This is a genomic window from Rodentibacter rarus, from assembly GCF_001998965.1.
GTDB classification, from domain to species: Bacteria; Pseudomonadota; Gammaproteobacteria; order Enterobacterales; family Pasteurellaceae; genus Rodentibacter; species Rodentibacter rarus.
Window position 1 is genome coordinate 1 of record NZ_MLHJ01000037.1, and the last position, 22,561, is coordinate 22,561.

The window sequence follows — 22,561 nt, forward strand, 5'->3', positions numbered from 1 at the left end:
AGGGCTAAATTTCAGATTTCGAGCCGTTGAAAAGGCGATTTTTTTGGGAAAAGCGGTAGGGACACACTGCGTGTGTCCGAATTTTAACCTATTGAAATAATTTGATTCTATAACGGACACACGCAGTGTGTCCCTACGTTCTGTTAAAATTTCTGTTTTTGTGCATTTGCTACATAATACCGTAAAAGTGACCGCACTTTGGTTGAAGATTAATCGTACCGTTGATACTTACCAATAAACCCGCATACCTACTGCCGTGGTATTTTCTTTAGTTTTACGTTGAAATGTTTGATTAACATAATGTTTTCGATAATCTTGGCGAAATTCGGTAAATAACTTAACGTATTGCGGTATCACAAAATAATCAATACCAACAGTATATCTATGCCCGGTTTCTTGAGTGTTATCACTGGATAGATTGTTTGGCAAGCTATCCCATCTTGATTTAGAGGTTATTTATCCAATCCTTTTTCTTTCAGCCATTTTTCCATTAAATCGGCAAGTTGTTGATTGTTTTTTTCGCCCATTAGGAAGTGGGAATTGCCTTTGATATTGAGAGTTGGTAAATGAATAAGTGTCGCATCGCCCCCGTGTTTATTGATGGTATCCACAAACTGTTTTGCCATAGCAAATTCTGTACCCCATTTATCTTCTCCAACATTGTCAGAACCGAGCTTAATGTAATCGCCGTAGTACAGCACAATCGGGATTTTAGTCAGTTTCATAAAGTCATTCATCGGCACGCCTATTGCGGTGGCAGATAAATGTTCAAATTTGGCTTTGGTGATTTTCGGTATTTCCGTTTCAGGGAAAACAAAGGGTGTACCACCCGGCTCATACGAGACAATCGCTTTCACCTTGTCGCTACGCATTGCCGCTCGCCAACCGATAGTGCCGCCCATTGAATGGGTGACTAAAACAGCACCGTCATTTTAGCGGACGTGAAATGAACGTGCAAAATCCGACACTTTGGGGCGGTTATGTGGTGAAGTCGCCTGATTTATCTTTGTATTTTAGTGCCGATAGCGGCTACGGTAACCACTATGCCGATATTATCGCCAACTATGCCCCCTTTGATTTTGTGATGATAGAAAACGGTGCTTATGATCCTAAATGGGCGTTGATTCACGAAACACCGGAACAGGGAATACAAGCCTTGAAAGCGATTCACGCAACTAAAGCAATGCCTATTCACTGGGGGAAATTTGATCTTGCCAATCATTCTTGGAAAGAACCGATTGAGCGTTTTACTCAGGCTGCTAATGAGGCAAATTTTGACATTGCCACCCCTCGTATTGGGCAAATTTTCCATATCCATCGTGAATTACCCAAAACACCTTGGTGGGAAAATGTAAAATAACCGGATGAAAAAACGCACCAAAAGGTGCGTTTTTTGATGATGAAGATAGCGAGCCCTTAATTCTATTGTGAAATCAACCGCACTTTGAGCGGCTTATCCCCCTTTTTGACGAGGCAAAATCATTGCAAGCGTTAAACCCACAAATGCCGGCATTAACCACGGCAATGAAAGGTCGGCAAAGGGTAGGCGATTTATCCATTCGGTAATGAATAAAACTTGGTATTGTTCGCCCAATACACCGGTGAGTGAAACAACGGTGACGAAGGCAATCGTGAGTTGCATCCCTCGTTTTGACAACGAAAAGCATTTATTCACGACCACCAACATCACAATGGTGATGGTGATCGGGTAAAGAATGAGTAATACGGGGAGTGAAAAACGAATAATGGCATTCAAACCTAAATTGGCAACGCCCAATCCAAGCAAGGTAAACAGGGTCGCATAGTGTTTATAGGAAAAACGGGGGAAACGGGTTGCGAAAAATTCAGCGGTGGAAACAATTAACCCCGCGGTGGTGGTGAAGCAAGTCATGGCAACCATCACCGCTAAAAACCATTGGGCGGATTCGCCAAAAATCGCTTGTGTGGCTTGAGATAAAATATATACGCCTTTATTGGTGTCGGCATTCATCACATCCTGTGGAACCGGGAAATGGTTACCAAGGTAAGCAAGCCCAATGTAAAGCACACTAAAACCCAATGACACCACTATCCCCACCAGCCAAATTGTCGAGATATATTCTTTCCGGGAACGAAAACCCAGTTGCTTTAATGTTTGAATTGCCACCACGCTAAATGCCACAGAAGCGAGTGCATCTAACGTGTTATACCCTTCAATAAAGCCGGTTCCAAAGGCGTTTTTTATATAATCTCCCGTTGCCGGCGGAGGGAACTCAGCCCCATATTTGGCGATCCCCAATCCCATTAAAAGTACAATTAATAGGGCGAAAATTGGGGTGAGAAGACGACCTATGCTATCTAAAATTTTTGATGGATGAAGTGCGATAAAATAGGCCGTAAGAAAATAGAGTAAGGTAAATACGCTTAAACCTTGTTCACTTATATTTTGGGATAACATTGGGGAAACACCAACTTCATAAGCAACAGTGGCTGTGCGGGGAATGGCGAAAAAAGGACCAATTGAAAGATAGAGGATGACTAAATAAAGGGTCGCAAACCAAGGTGAAATTTTTTGAGAAATTTCATCCACATAGCCTTTGGGGTTTAGCATACCGATAATCAAGGTGAGAATAGCGATGCCAACACCGGATAAAACAAAACCTAAAATCGCCGGCCAAAAGTGATCGCCGGATAATACGCCCAAACTCGGGGGAAAAATTAAATTGCCGGCACCAAAAAACATACCGAATAACAGAAGCCCTGTTAAGCCTGCTTTTTTTATCATAATGATAATTTCTCTGTAAATGATGGGCGGCGAGTATAGCACGATAAAACAAGCGTGTAATTAGACGAACAAAGAAATAAAGTGCGGTTATTTTTTGTGAAATTTTCCCATTTGACGATTATTCCAAAACTTCTATAATTTTCCCCGTTTGGAGGTCTTATGTTTTTCATTTATATCTTAATTGCATTCATTGCGGGGGTCGCACTTGCCTCCCAGTCCGCTATTAATACTCAGCTTGCCAAAGCAGTAGGTAACGAGCCTATTATCGCCACCTTTATTTCCTTTGCAGTGGGGACAATCCTACTCTTTTTTATTGCCTTATTTAAAGCAGATTTATGGCAAGGTTTAACCGCACTTCCTCATCAACCTTGGTGGAAATTATTGGGTGGGGCGTTGGGCGCATTAGCGGTGTTTACGACAATATTGCTCGCCCCTAAACTCGGTATTACTGCGATGTTATTTTTTATCATCATAGGGCAACTACTCGCTGCGTCAACGATTGATCACTTCGGCTTAATCGGTATGCCTGTGCGAGAGGTCAACATCACGAAATTTATTGGGTTGATGATTGTTGGATTCGGATTAGTGTTTTACTTTTTCGGCGATAAAGTGATCGCCCTAATAAAAGGGTAAAGTGCGGTTAAATTTAAGAAAGATTTTGAGTGTTGAATTTCTAAAAAATCGGTTTTAATGTTTAAAACTTTTCTAAATAAACATTGAGAAAAACACCCGAAACCTCTAGTATCAGATTCTGACTTAATTTGGTTATTGTATAAGGAGAAAAAAATATGACAAAAAAACTTTTACCCTTCATTCTGATGCTCGCTTTTTCCAAAGCGGTTTTAGCGGATAATGCCCTTGTTTTACAAACGGATTTCAGTTTAAAAGATGGTGCGGTTTCTGCGATGAAAGGTGTGGCGTTTTCGGTAGATGAAAACCTAAAAATGTTTGATCTAACCCACGAAATTCCACCTTATGATATTTGGGAGGCGGCTTATCGTTTATATCAAACCGCCCCTTATTGGAAAGCAGGAACCGTTTTTGTGAGTGTGGTTGATCCCGGTGTGGGAACAGATCGTAAATCTGTCGTGCTAAAAACCAAAACAGGCCATTATTTCGTCACGCCAGATAACGGCACCTTAACCCTCGTGGCAGAACATTTAGGCATTGAATCCGTAAGAGAAATTGATGAAAAGAAAAATCGACTATCCGGCTCTGAAAAATCTTATACTTTCCATGGGCGTGATGTTTATGCTTACACCGGTGCAAGACTTGCCTCCGGGACGATCTCATTTGACGAAGTGGGCAATGAGTTAGAGAAGAACGTGTTGGAAATTCCCTATCAAAAAGCGGTATTAGAGCAAACACATTTAAAAGGCAATATTCCTATTTTAGATATTCAATATGGCAATATTTGGACAAATATTAGCGATGAGTTATTAGAAAAATCTAATATTAAGAAAGGCGATGTCGCCTGTGTTGAAATAAAAGAAGGAAATCAGATTAAATATTCGGGAAAAATGCCCTATGTGAGTAGTTTTGGTGATGTGGAAGAAGGAAAACCGTTGCTTTATTTAAACAGTTTACTCAATGTTTCATTTGCCTTGAATATGGCGAGTTTCTCTAAAACTTACGGCATTTATTCCGGTGCAAACTGGAATGTTAATTTGCACAAATGTCGCTAATAAATCCGGTATTATGTAGCAGTCAACGTAATACCGGGACATACAAGTGAGGTTGGTTAATTTATTGTTTCCAATTTATACGTTCAATTAATGCTTGTTGTACTTCTTCAATCACACTATCCCAAACTGGTAATGGTGAGAGGCAACGAAAGACTTGAACGGTGGGATACCAAAGATTGGTTGAGCCAACTAAGCCCCAACGCCAATCCCCCACATAGGATAACATTAACAAACTTGGTATACCCATTGCACCTGCGGCGTGAATAACAGAAGTACAGGTTGAGACAAGGCAATCCAAATGTGTCATCATTGCTGCCGTTTGGGCGAAATCTTTCGCATTTTTGGCGATATGCGGAATATTATATTTTTTAAGTAGTCGTATTTCTTGTTCATTACAGACTTTTTGGAGACAATACCAATCAATTCCCGTCATTTGAAATAAGGTTTCAATATAGTCTAAATGATGAATAGAACGAGCCTTATCATTTTCATTCATTGGATCACCGCGCCAGACAATACCCACCTTTAAATTACCCGTATCCGGAAATAAATTCGCCGTTTTTCTTTGAGCCGTTGATCGTGCAAAAAGATAAGGCGAGCGTTTGGGTAAATACTGAAACGGTGTACTCACATAGGCTAAAATTTCGTGAGGGTAAACCCAGTAATCAAATTCTCCTAGAATTTTCGCTTGTTTACCTAATTTGGCGGAATCAATCACCTGATCAATATCCGGGTGGCTAGAAAGGAGCGAAACGATAGGGCTTTGTGCAATCCATTTCACGCTTTTTGCGCCTTGCTTTTTAAAATAATAAGCCAATTGTGCAAACATAATTTCATCACCTAAACCGAATTCAGTCCAAACTACTATTGTTTTTCCCGCTAAATGTTCGCCTTTCCAACGTTTCTCATAGAAGTGTTCCGGTGGTGGGGTTGGCGTTCGGCGTAGATGATTGTTGCCTAAAATTTTTTCTCGTTGTTGAAATCCTAATTGATAGTTTCCCTGGGCTAAAATATTTGAGGCGGCATAAATATTTCTTAGGGCGTTTAGTGTTCTTTCAAATAAACGTTGCCAACCTTCTTGACTAACAGAAGGTTGATTATGAAATAATTTACTTCGAATAAAGTGAGGCAAAGTAGAATGTGGTGAGGCATATTCCATTTTGTCTAATAGCGGAAGAAGGCGGTCAGTCGGTGCCTTTTCACTCAACATCCGGAGTATTTGTGATTCAAGTTCAGGCACATTGACGGTATTTTTACTGAAAATCCAAATATTAAGATTTGGATTTGGGTTTGGGTTTTCGTGAAATGTGAGAAGCTCAGGGAAAAGTGCGGTCAGCATTTCAGGTGTTTTTTTAGCAATGCTTTCCATTAATAGCCAGCCATCATTTTTCAATACTCTTATCCAACACAATAAATTTTCTTTGGAATAAGCGAGATCGGCATCAACAAACATAGCAGAAAAAGTATAGTCTTCAATATGTTGAAGTTTATCTTTCGTGCCAAATTCTCGACACCAGGGAATAAGTTGTAACTTTTCAAGAAATTCTTGATTAAAGTGAATCATCATTGAATCAGAACAAAGTTTGAGTGCAAGGTTTTGTTCAGTCATTTTGTTATTCCTGGTTAACTTTTGAGACGTAGAATTTAAATGATCAGCTCAGAGAGGCTAAGAATTACCCATTCAGCAATGGGCATATTCTAAATTTAAATGGAAAAAACTCAAGCTAAGATAAGAACACCGTTCTTAAGGCAAAACACACTCAGTAAAATAGTTGTCTACTCCTTAATTAAGCATGAGGAACAATATTCTTTTAAGTGTATGGCTCGATCACGAAAAACGGCAAATTGAAAGCCCATTTTAAGCGGGCTTAATTTTACCTTTTCTTTTGGCAATGTGGACAAATATAGCTATTGCGTTGCCCAATGATTAAACTTTCAATTTTTGTCCCGCACTTTGGACAAGGTTTGTTTTTATTGCCATAAACCAATAGTTCTTGCGCAAAATAACCGGGGCGCCCATCGGGCTGTAAGAAATCTTTGAGGGTTGTACCGCCTTGTTCAATCGCTTTAGAAAGGACATTTTTGATCGTAGTAACAATAAGTTCGCATTGTTTCCGGGTGAGATTGGTCGCTAATTTGAGCGGATGCAAACCGCATAAAAATAGCGTTTCATTAGCATAAATATTTCCGATACCGACTACAACGGCGTTATCCATCAGGAAGGTTTTAAGTGCGGTCAGTTTTTTACGGGATTTTTTAAACAAATATTCTGCGTTAAATTCATCAGAAAGGGGTTCCGGGCCAAGCTTTAAAAAAAGATGAAATTCCTCAAGATTTTTTGTCCACAACCAAGCACCAAAACGGCGAGGATCGTTATAGCGTAATAATTTTCCGTTATTCATCACAATGTCTATATGATCGTGCTTATCAATGGGGCTGTCGTGTGGCACGATTCTCACAGAACCGGACATACCTAGATGTCCGATGATATAGCCTTGATCGGTATGGATGATGAGATATTTTGCACGGCGGGTAAGCTTGAGAATATTGATCTTCTCCAATGCCACCAATTCAGGCGAAACCGCCCAACGCAATTGTGGCTGGCGAACGACAATTTTTTCAATCATAAACCCTTTTAAATAAGGGCTGACACCCCGTAGGGCGGTTTCGACTTCGGGTAATTCGGGCATAGTTGAGATCGTGAATAGATTTTGTGTACAAAAAAACCCGAGTCATCTCGGGCTTTTTCAAGTCAGCAAAATTATTTGATTTTTGCTTCTTTATAAATAACGTGTTTACGCACTACCGGATCAAATTTTTTGATTTCCATTTTTTCAGGCATATTACGTTTATTTTTATCAGTGGTGTAGAAATGACCGGTCTCTGCTGTAGAAACTAAACGGATTTTTTCACGTGCGCCTTTCGCTGCCATGTTTTAGCTCCTTAGATTTTTTCGCCACGAGCACGGATTTCAGCTAACACTGCATCAATGCCTTTTTTATCAATAATACGCATACCTTTCGCTGTTAAGCGTAAAGTTACGAAACGTTTTTCACTTTCCACCCAGAAACGGTGAGTATGAAGGTTTGGAAGAAAACGACGACGAGTCGCATTCATTGCGTGTGAGCGATTGTTACCCACAGCTGGACGCTTGCCTGTTACTTGACAAACTCTAGACATAATAATCTCCAATAATTAAATATAAGCTCGAGCTTACGGTTCGGATTGTTTAAACTTGGTTTAAACCAAGCTCGTTACCTCGTCAGGTCGCGCTAAATCCGACCCGCTTACTATATTAAAGGTCGCAGATTATACTGGCTTTATTTTTATTTCTCAAGCATAAATGCGATTTTCCTTAGGGAGAAGTGTAAAAGCGCTTACTTTAAATATCAAATTTAAAGTAAGCGATGTTCGGCAAAAGAATAACAATCATTTTTTCCTACGATAAAATGATCAAGAATTCGAATTTCCATTAATTCAGCCGAATCACAAATTTTTTGTGTAATGATTTGATCGGCATAGCTAGGCTCGGCAATTCCTGAGGGATGATTATGCGCTAAAATCAGTGCAGCAGCGTTGCAATAAAGGGCTTCCTTTATAATTTCACGAGGATATACGTTTGAAACATTAATCGTGCCCAAAAATAACCGCTCTTTCTTAATGAGTCGATGCTGATTATCTAAAAATAGCACCATAAAAACTTCCCGCTCTTCCTGTTGGAGCTCTGTTCGTAAATAAAGTTTGACGGTTTCGGGATCGTGAAAAATGTGCGAATTGACCATTTCTTGTTTGAGGTAGCGTTTGGTCATTTCTGTGGTTGCTTGGAGTTGAATAAATTGTGTGATGCCTAAGCCTTTCATTGTGCAAAAAGAGGCTTGATCTGCGGAAAGCAGGGCGCGTAGTGAGCCAAAATGCTGAAGAACCTGAGCAGAAAGTTGCATTACGGGGCAACCTTTTGTGCCGGTGCGTAAAAAAATAGCGAGAAGTTCGTGATCGGCAAGTGCGGTGGCTCCGTATTTTAATAATTTTTCACGAGGCATAAGGTCGGTAGATTCCATTGTGTTCTCTTACGTTAGTCAAAATCTTTTGGAATTTTGACCGCACTTTTAACATTAAGCGATGTATGCGGGGAAAATCTGCGGAAAAGATCGTAAAAATAAAATTTTTTATTTTGTTAAATTGAAGTAAAATGTGGCAGTTGTGGTTAAACACTAACAAATCTATTCAGTTATGGAGAAGCAATGAATTTAAGCGGAAAACGTATTGTTGTGGGGATAACCGGTGGCATTGCTGCTTATAAAACCATTGAATTTATTCGTTTATTGCGTAAAGCCGAAGCTGATGTGCGGGTTGTTCTCACGCCTGCGGCAGCGGAATTTGTTACCCCGCTTACCCTGCAGGCGATTTCCGGCAACGCTGTATCACAGTCCTTATTGGATCCACAAGCAGAATTAGCCATGGGGCATATTGAATTGGCGAAATGGGCGGAGGCAATTGTCATTGCACCGGCAAGTGCGGATTTTATTGCTCGTTTTACCGTGGGGATGGCGAATGATTTGCTCTCCACCCTTTGTTTAGCAACCCGAGCCCCTATTTTTCTTGCACCGGCAATGAATCAACAAATGTTTGCACAGCAGATAACACAACAAAATTTGACCGCACTTCAAGAGAGAGGCGTGGAATTAATTGGACCGAACAGTGGTTTCCAAGCTTGTGGTGATGTGGGTGCCGGGCGGATGTCAGAACCGGAAGAAATATTGACCGCACTTTCGACTTTCTTTCGTCAAGATCAGAATTTACAAGGATTGAATGTCGTCATTACAGCAGGCCCCACTCGTGAGTCAATCGACCCGGTGCGTTATATTTCCAATCACAGTTCCGGCAAAATGGGGTTTGCTATTGCGGAAGCCTTTGCTAAACGGGGGGCAATAGTCACGCTAATTGCAGGTCCCGTTAATCTCATTACCCCGAAAAATGTTAATCGTATTGATGTAATTTCAGCCCGGGAAATGTGGCATACCGCCCTTGAAAGTGCGGTTAAAAATCATATTTTTATCGGCTGTGCTGCTGTGGCAGATTATCGCGTGGTGAACGTGTGCGAGCAGAAGATTAAAAAATCAGAGGATGAAATGGTGCTCAAGCTCATTAAAAATCCCGATATTATTGCGGATGTGGGGCATTTAGAGGAAAAACGCCCTTTCACCGTAGGGTTTGCCGCAGAAACGCAACATGTTGCTGATTATGCAAAAGATAAACTACAACGTAAAAATCTCGATATGATTTGTGCCAATGATGTGTCGAACGGACAGGTCTTTAATGCCGAGCAAAATGCATTACAACTTTTTTGGAAAACGGGGAGTAAAATGCTGACGCTACAATCAAAAAAAGACTTAGCCGCTGACCTTGTCGATGAAATTGTCGAACAATATAAAAAAACACGGTAATTTTTGACCGCACTTTGGGTGATAAAAATTTCAAACGGAGTATTAAATGAAAAAAATTGATGTAAAAATTTTAGATCAACGGATTGGGAAAGCCTTTCCTTTGCCAACTTATGCCACAGAAGGTTCCGCTGGGTTAGATTTACGTGCATTGACCGATGAGGCGTTTGAAATTCAACCGGGTGAAACAAAACTTATCCCAACCGGTTTATCCATTTATATTGCGGATCCTAATCTTGCTGCGGTGATTTTACCCCGCTCAGGCTTAGGGCATAAACATGGCATTGTATTGGGTAATTTGGTGGGGTTGATTGATTCCGATTATCAAGGCCCTTTGATGGTGTCAATGTGGAATCGTGGTACTGAGCCTTTTAAAGTAGAAGTAGGGGATCGTATTGCACAATTGGTATTTGTTCCTGTCGTGCAAGCGGCGTTTAATATTGTTAATGAATTTACAGAAACAGAACGCGGTGAAGGCGGTTTTGGTCATTCGGGTAAACAATAATTTATGGTAGAAGAGCAATTATCTTTATCCGGTGTGGAAGAAGTTACACCAGAAGTGAAAGCACCTAAAATCGAAAAACGGACGGTGAAAGAACGCCGCCAGCAAGTGCTGACAGTACTGACCCATATGCTTCATTCCGAGCGAGGAATGGAGAGAATGACCACCGCACGTTTAGCGAAAGAAGTGGGGGTATCTGAGGCAGCACTTTATCGTTATTTTCCAAGTAAAACAAAAATGTTTGAAGCCTTGATTGAAAATATCGAACACAATTTACTGAGCAGAATTAATACCTCTATTCGTAATGAAACGAATACGATGAATCGTGTTCATGATATTTTACAGATGATTTTAGATTTTGCCCGTAAAAACCCGGGATTAACCCGCATTTTAACCGGTCATGCGCTTATGTTTGAAGATGCTCAGTTACAGGCTCGTGTTGCACAGTTTTTTGATCGTCTCGAAATGCAGTTTGTGAATATTTTGCAAATGCGTAAATTACGAGAGGGAAAAGGTTTTGCGGTGGATGTACGTATTATTGCGGCGCATTTGGTGACGTTGTGCGAGGGGCAATTTATGCGTTATGTGCGCACGAATTTTCGCTCCACCTCAAATCAATCATTTGAGCAACAATGGCGCTTTATTGAGCCCCTATTTGCTTGATTGACTTTATGAAGGAAATATATGATTATTCCCTGGCAAGACTTAGAACCGACAACGCTTGATAATATTATTGAAAGCGTAATATTGCGGGAGGGAACGGATTACGGTGTTGAAGAAATCCCCCTTGCACAAAAAAAAGCGCAATTATTAACAAAAATCCGCAATGGAAGTGCGGTAGTTGTCTGGTCGGAGTTGCACGAATCCATTGACATAAAGGATAAAATGGAATTTTTGAAATAGGAACTGATAAGGAGTCAATATGTCAGATTATATCGATGCAGATGTTGAAGTGGAGCAAATGTCAGAAGAGCGTTCGACAAGGGATCCCGCTTTAGATTGGTTTTTGACACATTGCCATTTACATAAATATCCGGCCAAATCGACATTGATTCATGCCGGTGAGGATGCCACCACACTTTATTATGTTATTAAAGGTACAGTGATGGTTTCAGCAAAAGATGATGAAGGTAAAGAGATGATTTTAACTTATCTCAGTGCCGGTGAATTTTTTGGTGAAGTGGGCTTATTTGATGAAGGCTCAAAACGTTCTGCTTGGGTTAAAACAAAAACACCTTGTGAAGTTGCTGAAATTTCTTATAAAAAATATCGCCAATTGATCCAAATTAATCCTGAGATTCTGATGTTTTTAACCGCTCAATTGGCCCGTCGGGTGCAGAATACCTCCCGTCAAGTAAGTAATCTCGCATTTTTAGACGTGGCAGGGCGTATTGCACAAACATTGATTAATCTTGCAAAACAACCTGAAGCAATGACACATCCGGATGGAATGCAGATAAAAATTACCCGTCAAGAAATCGGGCAAATGGTGGGATGTTCTCGTGAAACAGTTGGACGTATCATCAAAATGTTGGAGGACCAAAATTTAATTCACGCTCATGGTAAAACTATTGTTGTTTATGGCGTAAGATAGCAATATAAAGACCACCGGAAGGTGGTTTTTATATATGGGAAATTATTTGCATATTTAATCTTCGAATAGCAATACATTAAATTGACAATGGCGTGAAAGGGATCTATGATACGCACCATTCCTGCTAGATAGGTAGGAAAACAGGATTGGTCTCCTGAAAAGTGGCTTAATAGGTTGAAAAACCTTTTGTATTGTTTTATGTCGCACAGACTGGAACACCTTCAATGGTGGGCTAGGTAGAAATCCCGCAGGGATGCGTGCAGTAAGCCACTTGCTGTTAAGACCAATTCTGCTTAGTTCACCACCCTAAATCACTTCAATATTTTCTAAGTCTTCTTTCTTCCTTTTTATGTAGTATTTATCTTTACAAAGATAAAGGTTGTAATAGACATTGTTTATCTTACTCAGTCTTAAAATAATAACTTTCTTTATTATTCAAATAGTGGTTTCTATTAATCGTGCTTATAAAAAAATAATGTGTTTATGACCGCACTTTTGAGAAATTTGAGCAAAGAAAAAGCACCTTTTTAGGTGCTTTTAAGGAAATTAGCGAATGATTAATTCTGCAACGGTCAGTCCCACAAGACAAGCAACACCAACTCCAATCAAACCAGGAACCATAAAGCTATGATTGAAATAATATTTACCAATTTTTGTTGTACCCGTAACATCAAAATTTACGGTTGCAATATCCGATGGATAATTTGGGATGAAGAAATAAGCATAGGTTGCTGGCATTAATCCCACTAAGATTGGGGCTGGGATGCCTAAACCAATCCCGACAGGAAGTAACATCACTGCTGTTGCTGCTTGGCTATTAATCACAACCGACACCGCAAATAAAGCAAGGGCAAATGTCCAAGGATAGGTTTGCACCATATCGGTGATTGCCGCTTTAAATTCCGGCATAGCATATTGAAAGTAAGTATCACTCATCCAGGCAATACCATAAATGGCAATGGCCGCCACCATACCAGATTTAAAGACAACGCCATTCGGCACAATTTGTGGATTGGTTTTGGTTGCAAGTAAAATGATTCCCCCAAAACAAAGCATCATCATTTGAATAATGAGCGACATTGAAATCGCTTTTCCTGTACCGATTGTGCGAATTTCAGGAATCATTGCGATAGCGACAATAACAATTAGCGCTAATAAGAAAAGGTAAACCGATTTTTTAGCACCTTTAGGAAGTGTTTCGTTTAACGTTGTGCTTGTGGTATTTAAAATACGATCCCGCCATACGGGGTCTGTTAAACGACGTTGATATTCGGGATCTTGTTCTAATTCTTTACCACGACGCATACTATATAAGGAAAGTGCAATGGTCCCTGCAAGGGTCGCCGGGACGGTCACACAAATAATATCTAATAGGCTGATGTGCTCAAAACCCGGCATCGCTGTAATCTTACCTAAGTAGAAGACAACGGCTGCGGAAAGGGGGCTAGAGGTGATCGCAAGTTGAGAGGCAACAGAAGAAGCAGCCATTGGGCGTTCAGGGCGAATCTTGTTTTTTAATGCGACATCACCAATGATTGGCATAATCGTATAAACAGAGTGACCGGTACCTAGCATAAAAGTCAGGAAATAAACGACTAACGGACCAAGCAAGGTAACACGTTTAGGATTTTTGCGTAAAATACGTTCTGCAATTTGTAGCATAAATTTCAAACCGCCGGCTGCTTCCAGTACGGAAGCACAAGTGACTACGGCAAGAATGATAAGCATAACATCAATCGGGGCCTTTCCCACCGGCATACGGAATATAAATACTTCAATGGCCAATCCAATACCGGACACAACACCTAATCCGATACCGCCAAAGCGACTTCCCACATAAAGCATTAATAATAAGAATAAAAATTCTAAATAAAGCATAAAAACCTCAAAAAGTTAAAAACTGTGCAGATCATACCAGTTTTGAGGAATAAGGCTAGGAGATGTTTATTATTTTATGGACAAATTTTATTCAAATTTAATTTCAATTCGGAATTGTAAAAATAATGTTAGAAAGCTGTTTTGTTTTTTTGCGTGAATAAAAAATACCCAATATTTTTGTATTGAATTATATGAACAATTAATTTTGCGTTATATGGTTAATTTCTTTTTATTAAAAAATTTTTAAAATTGATATGGATCAATTTGTAAAAATATAATTTATAAAGGTTATTTCCCTGTTTATATCAAAAATGTGATCGATATAACGTTTTTGATGTTTTTTATCCTTATGATTAGTAGTAGAATAGCCACGTATCTTGAGTTATCTACGTTATAACCTATTGTTTTGTTGAAATTTACAAAAGGATTTGTTGTGTGTGGATATTCAGTATTTGCTTAATCCAGTTGTTTTTAACGAGGTTAAGTTTGGGGTGGTTATTTAAGGGTAACCTTTATTAATCATAGTGAATGACTTGTAATTTTTACAAGAGGTTGAGATGTTAGACGTTGTTGAACTTTCTCGCTTGCAGTTTGCCTTAACTGCGTTATATCACTTCATTTTTGTCCCTTTAACATTAGGTTTGACTTTCGTATTAGTAATTATGGAAACCACCTATGTTGTAACAGGCAAAGAAGTCTATAAAGATATGACAAAATTCTGGGGTAAGTTATTTGGTATTAACTTTGCCCTTGGGGTGACTACCGGTATCATTATGGAATTCCAATTTGGTACTAACTGGTCCTATTATTCACACTATGTAGGTGATATTTTCGGTGCGCCATTGGCGATTGAAGCATTACTTGCATTCTTCTTAGAATCAACCTTTGTTGGTTTATTCTTCTTTGGCTGGGATCGTTTATCTAAAGGTAAACATTTGCTAGCAACATACTGTGTGGCATTTGGTTCAAACCTTTCTGCCATGTGGATTTTGGTGGCAAACGGTTGGATGCAAAATCCGGTAGCATCAGAATTCAATTTTGAAACCGTGCGTATGGAAATGACCAGCTTCATGGATTTATGGTTAAATCCGGTTGCGCAAAGTAAATTCTTACATACCCTTTCTGCCGGTTATGTCACCGGTTCATTCTTTGTATTAGGAATCAGTGCATACTATCTATTAAAAGGTCGCGATCTTGGATTTGCAAAACGCTCTTTCTCAATTGCCGCAACCTTTGGTTTTATTGCTTCTCTTTCCGTATTAATTCTGGGTGATGAGTCAGGTTATGACATTGGTAAAGCCCAACCGGTCAAATTAGCCGCAATGGAAGCGGAGTTTGAAACTCAACCAGCGCCGGCATCATTTCATATCGCTGCTATTCCGAATACGGCTGAAATGAAAAATGATTTTGAAATCAGCGTACCAATGATTGGCGGTATTGTGGCAACCCGTTCTTTTGATAAAGAAATCACCGGGTTAAAAGAACTCCAAGCTTTAAATGAGCAACGCGTTCGCAGTGGTATTATCGCTTATGATCTTTTCACTCAGTTAAAAGCTGAGAAAAAAGCATCAGGGCAAGTGAATCCTGAAACGAAAGCAAAATTTGAAGAAGTGAAAAAAGATCTTGGTTTTGGTTTGTTGTTAAAACGCTATACCGATAAAGTGGTTGATGCAACAGAAGAACAAATTAAACAAGCCGCACGTGATACTATCCCAAATGTCGGTCCTAACTTCTGGGCATTCCGTGCCATGTTGGCTGTGGGTGGTTTACTTGCCTTATTAGCATTGGGTGCATTTGTTCAAAATCTACGCAATAAAGTGACACAAAGCCCATTATTGCTAAGAGCATTAGTATGGAGCTTGCCTTTACCTTGGATTGCTATTGAATGTGGTTGGTTCTTAGCCGAATATGGTCGTCAACCATGGGCAATTTATGAGGTGTTACCAGTTGGGGTATCTGCTTCAAATTTAGGTGTAGGTGATCTTTGGTTCTCTATCGGTTTAATCTGTGCTCTTTATATGGCGTTTATCATTGTTGAGATGTATTTAATGTTTAAATATGCACGTTTAGGTCCGAGTGCATTGAAAACCGGCAAATACTATTTTGAACAATCATCTAAATAAGCAGGAGACGAATTATGATTGATTATGAATTTCTACGTTTTATTTGGTGGGTGTTAGTCGTTGTATTATTGATCGGTTTCTCTGTTACTGATGGATTTGATATGGGCGTGACCGCACTTTTACCTCTTGCCGGTAAAAAAGAGGTAGAACGCCGTATTATGATTAACTCAATTGCACCGCACTGGGATGGTAACCAAGTTTGGTTATTAACCGCCGGTGGTGCTGTGTTTGCAGCCTGGCCGATTGTTTATGCGGTATCATTCTCCGGCTTTTATATTGCATTAGTGTTGGTATTAGCCGCATTATTCTTCCGTCCACTCGGTTTTGAGTATCGTGCAAAAATTGATAACCCGACATGGCGTGCCGTATGGGATTGGGGCTTGTTTGCCGGCGGTTTAGTGCCTGCATTAGTGTTCGGTGTCGCATTTGGTAACTTACTACAAGGTGTACCATTTGAATTTAATGAAATTGCACAGGTTACTTATACAGGGTCATTCTTTGCTTTGTTAAATCCATTTGCCTTATTATGCGGTCTGATTAGCCTTGCAATGCTCATGACTCACGGTGCAAACTGGTTGCAGATGAAAACCACTGCTGAACTCAGAGATCGTGTGCGTTCGATTAGTCAAATCGGTGCCTTTGTCACCTTAATCGCCTTTATCCTCGCCGGTGTATGGTTATACTTCAAAGACGGTTATGTCGTGACCAGCACGATTGATCACTTTGCACCTTCCTCTCCGATGGGTAAAGAAGTGGCGGTTGAAACCGGTGCGTGGTTTAGCAACTTCAATGAAATGCCGATTTTATGGATCTTCCCGGCCTTAGCTGTGGTGAGTGCCTTATTAAATGTGGCGTTCTCTAAAGCAAACCGTTGTGGCTTCGCATTTTTATTCTCCTCATTAACAATGGCAGGTGTGATTATCACAGCTGCGGTATCCATGTTCCCATTTGTGATGCCTTCAAGCTCACATCCGGAGCAAAGCTTGTTAATGTGGGATGCTACATCTAGCGAATTAACGCTCACTTGGATGCTTTTCTTGGCACTAGTCTTTGTGGTGATTTCCTTGGCTTATACCATTTGGTCATACTTCAAAATGTTTGGTCGTTTGGATGAACGCTTTGTGGAAGAAAACACAAACTCATTATACTAAAGGAGATATGAGATGTTATATGTAATTTGGGTAGTGGGTATTTTAGCGGCAATCTTTGCAAGCGTAAAAGTCACCAAAAACAAAGAAAATTTAGGGCAATTTGACGAATAATGATTCAGTTTCTCTATCAATATGTTAATAAGGGTTCGTTAAGAACCCTTTCATTTATCTTGGCGGTGGTATTAACCCTCGCCCTGTTGTTTAATTTCAATCTTTTTTCCACTCAATTAAGAACAGCGAATCCACTGTTAGTGCTTTTTATTCTCTGGGGTGTGGTTTGCGCCTGGATCCATGGAATGGGCTTTGAAATTAACCGCACTTTTTGGAAAGCCGTGTTTTTTCCTTATTTTGGCTATTTGGCATTTCTCGTATCGATAGTTTTACATTATTCGTAAATTAGATTTTGCTGATTTGAAAGTACTTGCGAAGAGTAAAAACTGACTCTAAAATACACAGCCCTAAATTGTTGAATTAAGGAAAATAAAGGTGGATTCAAAAATCTTTCGTTTCCCTGTGCGAGTTTATTATGAAGATACAGATGCAGGTGGAGTAGTTTACCATGCACGTTATCTGCATTTTTTTGAACGGGCAAGAACGGAATATTTAAGAAAACAAAATTTTTCTCAACAAGTATTAATGCAGGAACAACAGCACGCCTTTGTTGTCAAATCGATGGCGATTGATTATTGTGTTCCGGCAAAACTCGATGATTATCTTATTGTTGAAACGGAACTGACCGCAATTAAAGGGGCGACTCTCCTTTTTGAGCAACGGCTGATGCGGGAAACAATAATACTCTCAAAGGCTACCGTGAAGGTAGCCTATGTTGATCTTGGTAAAATGAAACCGGCGGCAATTCCAAGGGAAATAAAATCCGCCTTTTCAAACGATATAACCTTCTCGGAGTAGGTAATGACTGCAGAACTCAATTTTTTGGATCTTTTTCTAAAAGCAAGTATTGTCGTACAACTTGTTATTGTCATTTTAATTTTATTTTCAATCATTTCTTGGGCAATTATCATTCAACGTAGCCGTGTTTTGACGAATGCATTAAAAGAAGCCAATACCTTTGAAGATCGTTTCTGGTCCGGTGAGGATTTGAATAAATTATATGAAGGGTTATCAAATCGCCGTGATGTCCTAACAGGAAGCGAACAGATTTTCTTTGTGGGTTTTAAAGAGTTTTCACGTTTAAAACAAGTGAATGCTGATGCGCCTGAAGCCATTATTAAGGGCACCACCCGAGCGATGAATCTTGCCTTGAACCGTGAGATTGAAACCCTTGAAAGCCGTGTTCCCTTTTTGGCAACGGTTGCTTCCGTTAGCCCTTATATTGGTCTATTCGGTACAGTATGGGGAATTATGCATGCTTTCATGGCATTGAGTGGCGCAAAACAAGCAACATTACAAATGGTTGCACCGGGTATTGCAGAGGCATTGATTGCCACAGCAATCGGCTTGTTTGCCGCTATTCCTGCGGTGATGGCGTATAACCGCTTAAGCCTACGAGTTAATGCGATTGAACAAAATTATGGTAACTTTATTGATGAGTTCACGACGATTCTACATCGTCAAGCCTTTGGTAAAGCGCCTCATTCCCATTAAGAAAATAACGAGGAAATCAACCGCACTTTAAGAAAAGTGCGGTCATTTTTAGTGAAGTTTTAGAGGAAAATATGACTCGTCGTTCACGCAAAGAAATTAAATCTGAAATTAATATTGTTCCGTTTTTGGATGTATTACTGGTTCTCGTGCTGATTTTTATGGCAACGGCACCAATTATTAGTCAGAGCGTACAAGTTGAATTGCCGGATTCCGTGCAAAGCCAAAATGTGTCAAATGAAGATAAAACCCCCGTTATTTTGGAAGTTTCCGGCGTGGGGCAGTATACGCTTTCTATTGGCGGGGAACGTCAGGAAGGCTTAACGGAAGAAATGGTGACTCAGTTATCAAAGCAAGAATTTGATAAAGATAACAACACAATGTTTTTGGTGGGAGGCGCAAAAGAAGTGCCTTATGAAGAAGTCATTAAGGCATTAAATTTGCTTCATTTAGCCGGCATTAAATCCGTTGGTTTAATGACAAACCCAATTTAGTAGAGTAGGTAAAACGTGCAGAATAATCGACAAAAAAAAGGAGCGAGTGCGTTTGTCATTTCGATTCTTATGCACCTTGCCTTGTTTGGGCTGTTAATTTGGAGCTCTTTATTTCAAACGGTTGAAATTATGGGCGGAGGCGAAGGAGAAGGCAATGCGATAGGTGCTGTGATGGTGGATACCGGCAATGCAGCACAAGAGTGGGGACGAATTCAGCAACAGAAAAAAGGGCAAGCGGATAAGCAGAAAAAGCCTGAACCTGTTATGGAAGAAAAACCACCCGTTGAGGCTGAAGAAGTTAATCAACAAGAGATAGCCAAGCAGCAAGAACTCAAACGCCAGCAAGAAATCCAACGTCAAAAGGAGCTTGAGCGTCAGCAACAAGAGATCGAAAAACAAAAACAGCAGGAAATGGCCCGCCAGCAAGCTTTAGAGAAACAAAAAGCAGAAGAGGCAAAAGCCAAGCAAGCTGCTGAGGCAGCGAAATTAAAAGCAGAGGCTGAAGCAAAACGTTTAGCTGCAGCGGCAAAACAAGCAGAAGAAGAGGCGAAGGCGAAAGCCGCTGAGGCTGCGGAAAAAGCGAAAAAACAGGCCGAAGAAGAGGCGAAGGCGAAAGCCGCTGAGGCTGCGGAAAAAGCGAAAAAACAGGCCGAAGAAAAAGCAAAGGAAAAAGCGAAAGCAGAAGCTGAGGCCAAAGCGAAGGCGGCTGCAGAAGCTAAGGCTAAAGCTGAAGCGAAGGCGAAAGCCGAGGCGGAGGCAAAAGCAGCGGCTGCGAAGGCGAAAGCAGAGGCAGAAGCAAAAGCGGCTGCAAGACGTAAAGCAGATCAAGCCGCTTTGGATGATTTTATGAATGGTGGCAATATCGGCGGTGGTAGCGCTCAGAAAGGGGGAAATGCCAATAAAGGCGGCTCTCAAGGAAGCGGTGCCGGATTAGGCGCCGGTGACGGTGGCAAAGTGGGTGATCAATATACTGGAGTGGTTAAGCGGGAAATCATGCGTCGTTTCTTGAAAGAACCTAGTTTAAACGGTAAAGTTTGCAAGACGAGAATTCAACTTGGTCGTGATGGCACAATTTTGAGTTATCAGAAAGAATCAGGGCCGGAAGATATTTGTACGGCGGCATTAGCTGCTATTGCAAGGACGAAGAAAGTGCCCGCTGCACCATCGGATGCTGTATACAATAGATATACATCAATGGGTATTGATTTTGCTCCGAAATAATGGTTTTTTAAGTGTGTTAATTAGTTTACTTATAGGTTACAAAATGAAATTAATGAAAAAACTCATAAGCGTATTTGCCATGGTTTTTGCTATTGCAGGTCATGCGGTAGCAGAAGATGAAGTACGCATTGTTATTGATGAAGGTGTTGACAGCGCTCGCCCTATTGCGGTTGTGCCATTTGCCGGTTCAGCACCGGAAGATATTGGTAAGATTGTTGCCGATGATTTACGCAATAGTGGAAAATTTAACCCTATTGCCGTGGCACAAATGCCACAAAAACCGACCTCAGCCTCAGAAGTGAATCCTGAAGCTTGGACTGCATTAGGGATTGATGCGGTTGTGGTAGGTCAGGTAACGGCAACAGGAAGTGGATATAACATTTCTTATCAATTAGTTGATACGGTGGGCGCTTCGGGTACACCGGGTGCAGTGCTTGCGCAAAATAGCTATACGGTTACCAATAAATGGTTACGCTATGGTGCACACACAGTGAGTGATGAAGTGTTTGAAAAATTAACCGGAATTAGAGGGGCATTCAGAACCCGTATCGCTTATGTGGTACAAAAAAATGGGGGTTCACAGCCTTATGAGGTGCGTGTGGCAGACTATGATGGCTATAATCAATTTGTTGTGAATCGGAGTTCGCAGCCTATTATGTCGCCGGCTTGGTCACCGGATGGTAAACGTTTGGCTTATGTTTCTTTTGAAAATAAGAAATCACAGTTAGTCGTGCAAGATTTGGGATCCGGTGCTCGTAAAGTAGTGGCTTCATTTCCGGGTCATAACGGTGCACCTGCCTTTTCACCGGATGGCTCTCGTTTAGCCTTTGCCTCATCACAAGATGGTACATTAAATATTTATGTAATGAGTTCAAATGGTGGTACGCCAACACAATTAACTCGTAGTGCAGGGAATAATACTGAGCCTTCATGGTCGCCGGATGGCAGTTCTATTTTATTTACTTCAGACAGAAGTGGCTCACCTCAGGTGTATCGTATGAGTGCAAATGGTGGTGGTGCGACACCTGTTGGGGGAAGAGGAAGTGCACAAATCAGTGGTGATGGTAAAACCCTCGTGATGATCAATGGAAACAACAATGTTGTTAAACAAGATCTCACGACCGGTGCTTCTGAAGTGTTAAGTACCTCTTTCCTCGGAGAAAGCCCAAGTATTTCCCCGAACGGTATTATGATTATTTATAGTTCTACACAAGGGTTAGGAAAGGTGCTACAATTGGTTTCTGCAGATGGTCGCTTTAAAGCGAGTCTTCCAGGAAGTAATGGCCAAGTGAAATTTCCTGCTTGGTCGCCATACTTAACTAAATAAAAAAATGTAATTAGGAGAAATCTAATGAGCAAATTTGTTAAATCATTATTAGTTGCAGCATCTGTTGCAGCATTAGCAGCTTGTAGCTCTTCCAGCAATGATGCTGCAGGTAACGGTGCAAACAATGGTCAAACTTTTGGTGGTTATTCTGTTGAAGATCTTCAACAACGTTACAACACCGTTTATTTCGGTTTTGACAAATACAATATCGAAGGTGAATACGTTCAAATCTTAGATGCGCACGCAGCATACTTAAACGCAATGCCATCATCAAAAGTAGTTGTTGAAGGTAACACTGACGAACGTGGTACACCAGAGTATAACATCGCTTTAGGTCAACGCCGTGCAGATGCTGTTAAATCTTTCTTAGCAGGTAAAGGCGTAGAAAGCAGCAAAGTTTCAACTGTTTCTTATGGTGAAGAAAAACCAGCTGTTTTAGGTCATGATGAAGCAGCATACTCTAAAAACCGTCGTGCTGTGTTAGCCTACTAATTTTTAGAGATATTATTTAGAAAAGGCAGAGAGCAATTCTCTGCCTTTTAACTTTTCTATTAGCCAATCTAAAAATTGTTGATTATTCATTCAACTAACAAAAGAAATCAAAGAATTTCCTTGCGTTGATAAATAAAATCAGTACTATATACAAAGTTTTTTGAGCGATATGGGTCGTTAGCTCAGTCGGTAGAGCAGCGGACTTTTAATCCGTTGGTCGAAGGTTCGAATCCTTCACGACCCACCAAATATCGAATTTCTAAGTGTCTGGATTCCAACCTCTCCTG

The 22,561-nt window shown here is 40.5% G+C and carries 26 protein-coding genes and 1 tRNA gene; 18 read left to right on the forward strand and 9 right to left on the reverse strand.

Annotation, left to right across the window (positions count from 1 at the left end; genetic code table 11):
- Positions 1-228: 228 nt before the first annotated feature.
- Together BKK50_RS12260 and BKK50_RS12815 are read right to left on the reverse strand one after the other, a co-directional pair.
- The gene (locus BKK50_RS12260; RefSeq protein WP_077499999.1) at positions 229-429 is read right to left on the reverse strand and encodes a hypothetical protein; all 201 of its coding nucleotides are present in this window, start codon (positions 427-429) and stop codon (positions 229-231) included.
- Between the two features lie 23 nt (positions 430-452).
- A complete protein-coding gene (locus BKK50_RS12815) occupies positions 453-902 on the reverse strand; it encodes an alpha/beta hydrolase family protein (RefSeq protein WP_244149418.1) in 450 nt (149 codons plus the stop codon).
- 44 nt (positions 903-946) lie between these two features.
- Here BKK50_RS12815 and BKK50_RS05005 point away from each other — a divergent pair, with 44 nt between their 5' ends.
- Entirely contained in the window at positions 947-1,360 is a 414-nt protein-coding gene (locus BKK50_RS05005; protein WP_077415924.1) for an MBL fold metallo-hydrolase, read from the forward strand.
- A gap of 93 nt (positions 1,361-1,453) precedes the next feature.
- Here the strand turns inward: BKK50_RS05005 and brnQ are convergent, their stop codons facing one another.
- Positions 1,454-2,764: a branched-chain amino acid transport system II carrier protein gene (gene brnQ / locus BKK50_RS05010; RefSeq protein ID WP_077415926.1), complete on the reverse strand. Its 1,311-nt coding sequence runs from the start codon at positions 2,762-2,764 to the stop codon at positions 1,454-1,456.
- Between the two features lie 159 nt (positions 2,765-2,923).
- On the opposite strand from brnQ, the gene BKK50_RS05015 reads away from it, so the two are divergent.
- On the forward strand, positions 2,924-3,397 hold the full coding sequence (locus tag BKK50_RS05015) for a DMT family transporter (RefSeq protein WP_077415928.1): 474 nt from the start codon (positions 2,924-2,926) through the stop codon (positions 3,395-3,397).
- A 155-nt stretch (positions 3,398-3,552) separates the two neighbouring features.
- The gene (locus BKK50_RS05020; protein ID WP_077415930.1) at positions 3,553-4,449 is read left to right on the forward strand and encodes an SAM hydrolase/SAM-dependent halogenase family protein; all 897 of its coding nucleotides are present in this window, start codon (positions 3,553-3,555) and stop codon (positions 4,447-4,449) included.
- Positions 4,450-4,510: 61 nt separating this feature from the next.
- Here the strand turns inward: BKK50_RS05020 and BKK50_RS05025 are convergent, their stop codons facing one another.
- From BKK50_RS05025 to radC, 5 genes are all read right to left on the reverse strand, one after another.
- The gene (locus BKK50_RS05025) at positions 4,511-6,058 is read right to left on the reverse strand and encodes a glycosyltransferase family 9 protein (RefSeq protein ID WP_077415932.1); all 1,548 of its coding nucleotides are present in this window, start codon (positions 6,056-6,058) and stop codon (positions 4,511-4,513) included.
- A 265-nt stretch (positions 6,059-6,323) separates the two neighbouring features.
- The gene (mutM, locus tag BKK50_RS05030; RefSeq protein ID WP_077415934.1) at positions 6,324-7,139 is read right to left on the reverse strand and encodes a DNA-formamidopyrimidine glycosylase; all 816 of its coding nucleotides are present in this window, start codon (positions 7,137-7,139) and stop codon (positions 6,324-6,326) included.
- Positions 7,140-7,210: 71 nt separating this feature from the next.
- Positions 7,211-7,381: a 50S ribosomal protein L33 gene (rpmG, locus tag BKK50_RS05035; RefSeq protein ID WP_005613503.1), complete on the reverse strand. Its 171-nt coding sequence runs from the start codon at positions 7,379-7,381 to the stop codon at positions 7,211-7,213.
- Between the two features lie 11 nt (positions 7,382-7,392).
- Positions 7,393-7,629 (reverse strand): 50S ribosomal protein L28, encoded by a 237-nt coding sequence (gene rpmB, locus BKK50_RS05040; RefSeq protein ID WP_011608297.1) that lies wholly within the window; start codon positions 7,627-7,629, stop codon positions 7,393-7,395.
- Positions 7,630-7,844: 215 nt separating this feature from the next.
- Positions 7,845-8,507 (reverse strand): RadC family protein, encoded by a 663-nt coding sequence (gene radC, locus BKK50_RS05045; RefSeq protein ID WP_077415936.1) that lies wholly within the window; start codon positions 8,505-8,507, stop codon positions 7,845-7,847.
- Between the two features lie 183 nt (positions 8,508-8,690).
- On the opposite strand from radC, the gene coaBC reads away from it, so the two are divergent.
- The 5 genes from coaBC to crp are packed head-to-tail and all read left to right on the forward strand — an operon-like array spanning position 8,691 to position 11,986.
- The gene (gene coaBC / locus BKK50_RS05050; RefSeq protein WP_077415938.1) at positions 8,691-9,893 is read left to right on the forward strand and encodes a bifunctional phosphopantothenoylcysteine decarboxylase/phosphopantothenate--cysteine ligase CoaBC; all 1,203 of its coding nucleotides are present in this window, start codon (positions 8,691-8,693) and stop codon (positions 9,891-9,893) included.
- A gap of 46 nt (positions 9,894-9,939) precedes the next feature.
- Complete coding sequence (gene dut, locus BKK50_RS05055) at positions 9,940-10,395, forward strand: dUTP diphosphatase (protein ID WP_077415940.1); 456 nt, start codon at positions 9,940-9,942, stop codon at positions 10,393-10,395.
- A gap of 3 nt (positions 10,396-10,398) precedes the next feature.
- On the forward strand, positions 10,399-11,055 hold the full coding sequence (gene slmA / locus BKK50_RS05060; protein WP_077415942.1) for a nucleoid occlusion factor SlmA: 657 nt from the start codon (positions 10,399-10,401) through the stop codon (positions 11,053-11,055).
- Between the two features lie 21 nt (positions 11,056-11,076).
- The gene (locus BKK50_RS05065; protein ID WP_077415945.1) at positions 11,077-11,295 is read left to right on the forward strand and encodes a YheU family protein; all 219 of its coding nucleotides are present in this window, start codon (positions 11,077-11,079) and stop codon (positions 11,293-11,295) included.
- A 58-nt stretch (positions 11,296-11,353) separates the two neighbouring features.
- Positions 11,354-11,986 carry a cAMP-activated global transcriptional regulator CRP gene (gene crp / locus BKK50_RS05070; RefSeq protein WP_370597116.1) on the forward strand — a complete coding sequence of 211 codons (633 nt, stop codon included), beginning with the start codon at positions 11,354-11,356 and terminating at the stop codon, positions 11,984-11,986.
- Positions 11,987-12,532: 546 nt separating this feature from the next.
- On the opposite strand, the gene BKK50_RS05075 is transcribed toward crp, so the two are convergent.
- A complete protein-coding gene (locus tag BKK50_RS05075) occupies positions 12,533-13,864 on the reverse strand; it encodes an anaerobic C4-dicarboxylate transporter (protein ID WP_077415949.1) in 1,332 nt (443 codons plus the stop codon).
- Between the two features lie 557 nt (positions 13,865-14,421).
- On the opposite strand from BKK50_RS05075, the gene BKK50_RS05080 reads away from it, so the two are divergent.
- From BKK50_RS05080 to BKK50_RS05125, 10 genes are all read left to right on the forward strand, one after another.
- Positions 14,422-15,987 (forward strand): cytochrome ubiquinol oxidase subunit I, encoded by a 1,566-nt coding sequence (locus tag BKK50_RS05080; RefSeq protein ID WP_077415951.1) that lies wholly within the window; start codon positions 14,422-14,424, stop codon positions 15,985-15,987.
- Positions 15,988-16,001: 14 nt separating this feature from the next.
- Entirely contained in the window at positions 16,002-17,138 is a 1,137-nt protein-coding gene (gene cydB / locus BKK50_RS05085; RefSeq protein WP_077415953.1) for a cytochrome d ubiquinol oxidase subunit II, read from the forward strand.
- A 110-nt stretch (positions 17,139-17,248) separates the two neighbouring features.
- A complete protein-coding gene (gene ybgE, locus BKK50_RS05090; protein WP_077415955.1) occupies positions 17,249-17,533 on the forward strand; it encodes a cyd operon protein YbgE in 285 nt (94 codons plus the stop codon).
- Positions 17,534-17,624: 91 nt separating this feature from the next.
- Positions 17,625-18,047, forward strand: a complete 423-nt coding sequence (gene ybgC, locus BKK50_RS05095) for a tol-pal system-associated acyl-CoA thioesterase (RefSeq protein WP_077415957.1) — start codon at positions 17,625-17,627, stop codon at positions 18,045-18,047.
- A gap of 3 nt (positions 18,048-18,050) precedes the next feature.
- Positions 18,051-18,743, forward strand: a complete 693-nt coding sequence (tolQ, locus tag BKK50_RS05100; protein WP_077415959.1) for a protein TolQ — start codon at positions 18,051-18,053, stop codon at positions 18,741-18,743.
- A gap of 71 nt (positions 18,744-18,814) precedes the next feature.
- Positions 18,815-19,234, forward strand: coding sequence for a colicin uptake protein TolR (gene tolR / locus BKK50_RS05105; protein ID WP_077415961.1), 420 nt, complete (start codon positions 18,815-18,817; stop codon positions 19,232-19,234).
- 15 nt (positions 19,235-19,249) lie between these two features.
- Positions 19,250-20,455, forward strand: a complete 1,206-nt coding sequence (gene tolA / locus BKK50_RS05110) for a cell envelope integrity protein TolA (protein WP_077415963.1) — start codon at positions 19,250-19,252, stop codon at positions 20,453-20,455.
- Between the two features lie 43 nt (positions 20,456-20,498).
- A complete protein-coding gene (gene tolB / locus BKK50_RS05115; protein ID WP_077415965.1) occupies positions 20,499-21,782 on the forward strand; it encodes a Tol-Pal system beta propeller repeat protein TolB in 1,284 nt (427 codons plus the stop codon).
- 24 nt (positions 21,783-21,806) lie between these two features.
- Entirely contained in the window at positions 21,807-22,274 is a 468-nt protein-coding gene (gene pal / locus BKK50_RS05120) for a peptidoglycan-associated lipoprotein Pal (RefSeq protein ID WP_077415967.1), read from the forward strand.
- Positions 22,275-22,445: 171 nt separating this feature from the next.
- Positions 22,446-22,521 (forward strand) — tRNA-Lys (locus BKK50_RS05125).
- Positions 22,522-22,561 lie beyond the last annotated feature (40 nt).

What these genes read in the sequence shown, in the direction of transcription:
- BKK50_RS12815 (WP_244149418.1), bottom strand. Translation starts at nt 902, where the DNA reads ATGGGCGGCACTATCGGTTGGCGAGCGGCAATGCGTAGCGACAAGGTG.
- BKK50_RS05005 (WP_077415924.1), top strand. Translation starts at nt 947, where the DNA reads ATGAACGTGCAAAATCCGACACTTTGGGGCGGTTATGTGGTGAAGTCG.
- brnQ (WP_077415926.1), bottom strand. Translation starts at nt 2,764, where the DNA reads ATGATAAAAAAAGCAGGCTTAACAGGGCTTCTGTTATTCGGTATGTTT.
- BKK50_RS05015 (WP_077415928.1), top strand. Translation starts at nt 2,924, where the DNA reads ATGTTTTTCATTTATATCTTAATTGCATTCATTGCGGGGGTCGCACTT.
- BKK50_RS05020 (WP_077415930.1), top strand. Translation starts at nt 3,553, where the DNA reads ATGACAAAAAAACTTTTACCCTTCATTCTGATGCTCGCTTTTTCCAAA.
- BKK50_RS05025 (WP_077415932.1), bottom strand. Translation starts at nt 6,058, where the DNA reads ATGACTGAACAAAACCTTGCACTCAAACTTTGTTCTGATTCAATGATG.
- mutM (WP_077415934.1), bottom strand. Translation starts at nt 7,139, where the DNA reads ATGCCCGAATTACCCGAAGTCGAAACCGCCCTACGGGGTGTCAGCCCT.
- rpmG (WP_005613503.1), bottom strand. Translation starts at nt 7,381, where the DNA reads ATGGCAGCGAAAGGCGCACGTGAAAAAATCCGTTTAGTTTCTACAGCA.
- rpmB (WP_011608297.1), bottom strand. Translation starts at nt 7,629, where the DNA reads ATGTCTAGAGTTTGTCAAGTAACAGGCAAGCGTCCAGCTGTGGGTAAC.
- radC (WP_077415936.1), bottom strand. Translation starts at nt 8,507, where the DNA reads ATGGAATCTACCGACCTTATGCCTCGTGAAAAATTATTAAAATACGGA.
- coaBC (WP_077415938.1), top strand. Translation starts at nt 8,691, where the DNA reads ATGAATTTAAGCGGAAAACGTATTGTTGTGGGGATAACCGGTGGCATT.
- dut (WP_077415940.1), top strand. Translation starts at nt 9,940, where the DNA reads ATGAAAAAAATTGATGTAAAAATTTTAGATCAACGGATTGGGAAAGCC.
- slmA (WP_077415942.1), top strand. Translation starts at nt 10,399, where the DNA reads ATGGTAGAAGAGCAATTATCTTTATCCGGTGTGGAAGAAGTTACACCA.
- BKK50_RS05065 (WP_077415945.1), top strand. Translation starts at nt 11,077, where the DNA reads ATGATTATTCCCTGGCAAGACTTAGAACCGACAACGCTTGATAATATT.
- crp (WP_370597116.1), top strand. Translation starts at nt 11,354, where the DNA reads ATGTCAGAAGAGCGTTCGACAAGGGATCCCGCTTTAGATTGGTTTTTG.
- BKK50_RS05075 (WP_077415949.1), bottom strand. Translation starts at nt 13,864, where the DNA reads ATGCTTTATTTAGAATTTTTATTCTTATTATTAATGCTTTATGTGGGA.
- BKK50_RS05080 (WP_077415951.1), top strand. Translation starts at nt 14,422, where the DNA reads ATGTTAGACGTTGTTGAACTTTCTCGCTTGCAGTTTGCCTTAACTGCG.
- cydB (WP_077415953.1), top strand. Translation starts at nt 16,002, where the DNA reads ATGATTGATTATGAATTTCTACGTTTTATTTGGTGGGTGTTAGTCGTT.
- ybgE (WP_077415955.1), top strand. Translation starts at nt 17,249, where the DNA reads ATGATTCAGTTTCTCTATCAATATGTTAATAAGGGTTCGTTAAGAACC.
- tolQ (WP_077415959.1), top strand. Translation starts at nt 18,051, where the DNA reads ATGACTGCAGAACTCAATTTTTTGGATCTTTTTCTAAAAGCAAGTATT.
- tolR (WP_077415961.1), top strand. Translation starts at nt 18,815, where the DNA reads ATGACTCGTCGTTCACGCAAAGAAATTAAATCTGAAATTAATATTGTT.
- tolB (WP_077415965.1), top strand. Translation starts at nt 20,499, where the DNA reads ATGAAATTAATGAAAAAACTCATAAGCGTATTTGCCATGGTTTTTGCT.
- pal (WP_077415967.1), top strand. Translation starts at nt 21,807, where the DNA reads ATGAGCAAATTTGTTAAATCATTATTAGTTGCAGCATCTGTTGCAGCA.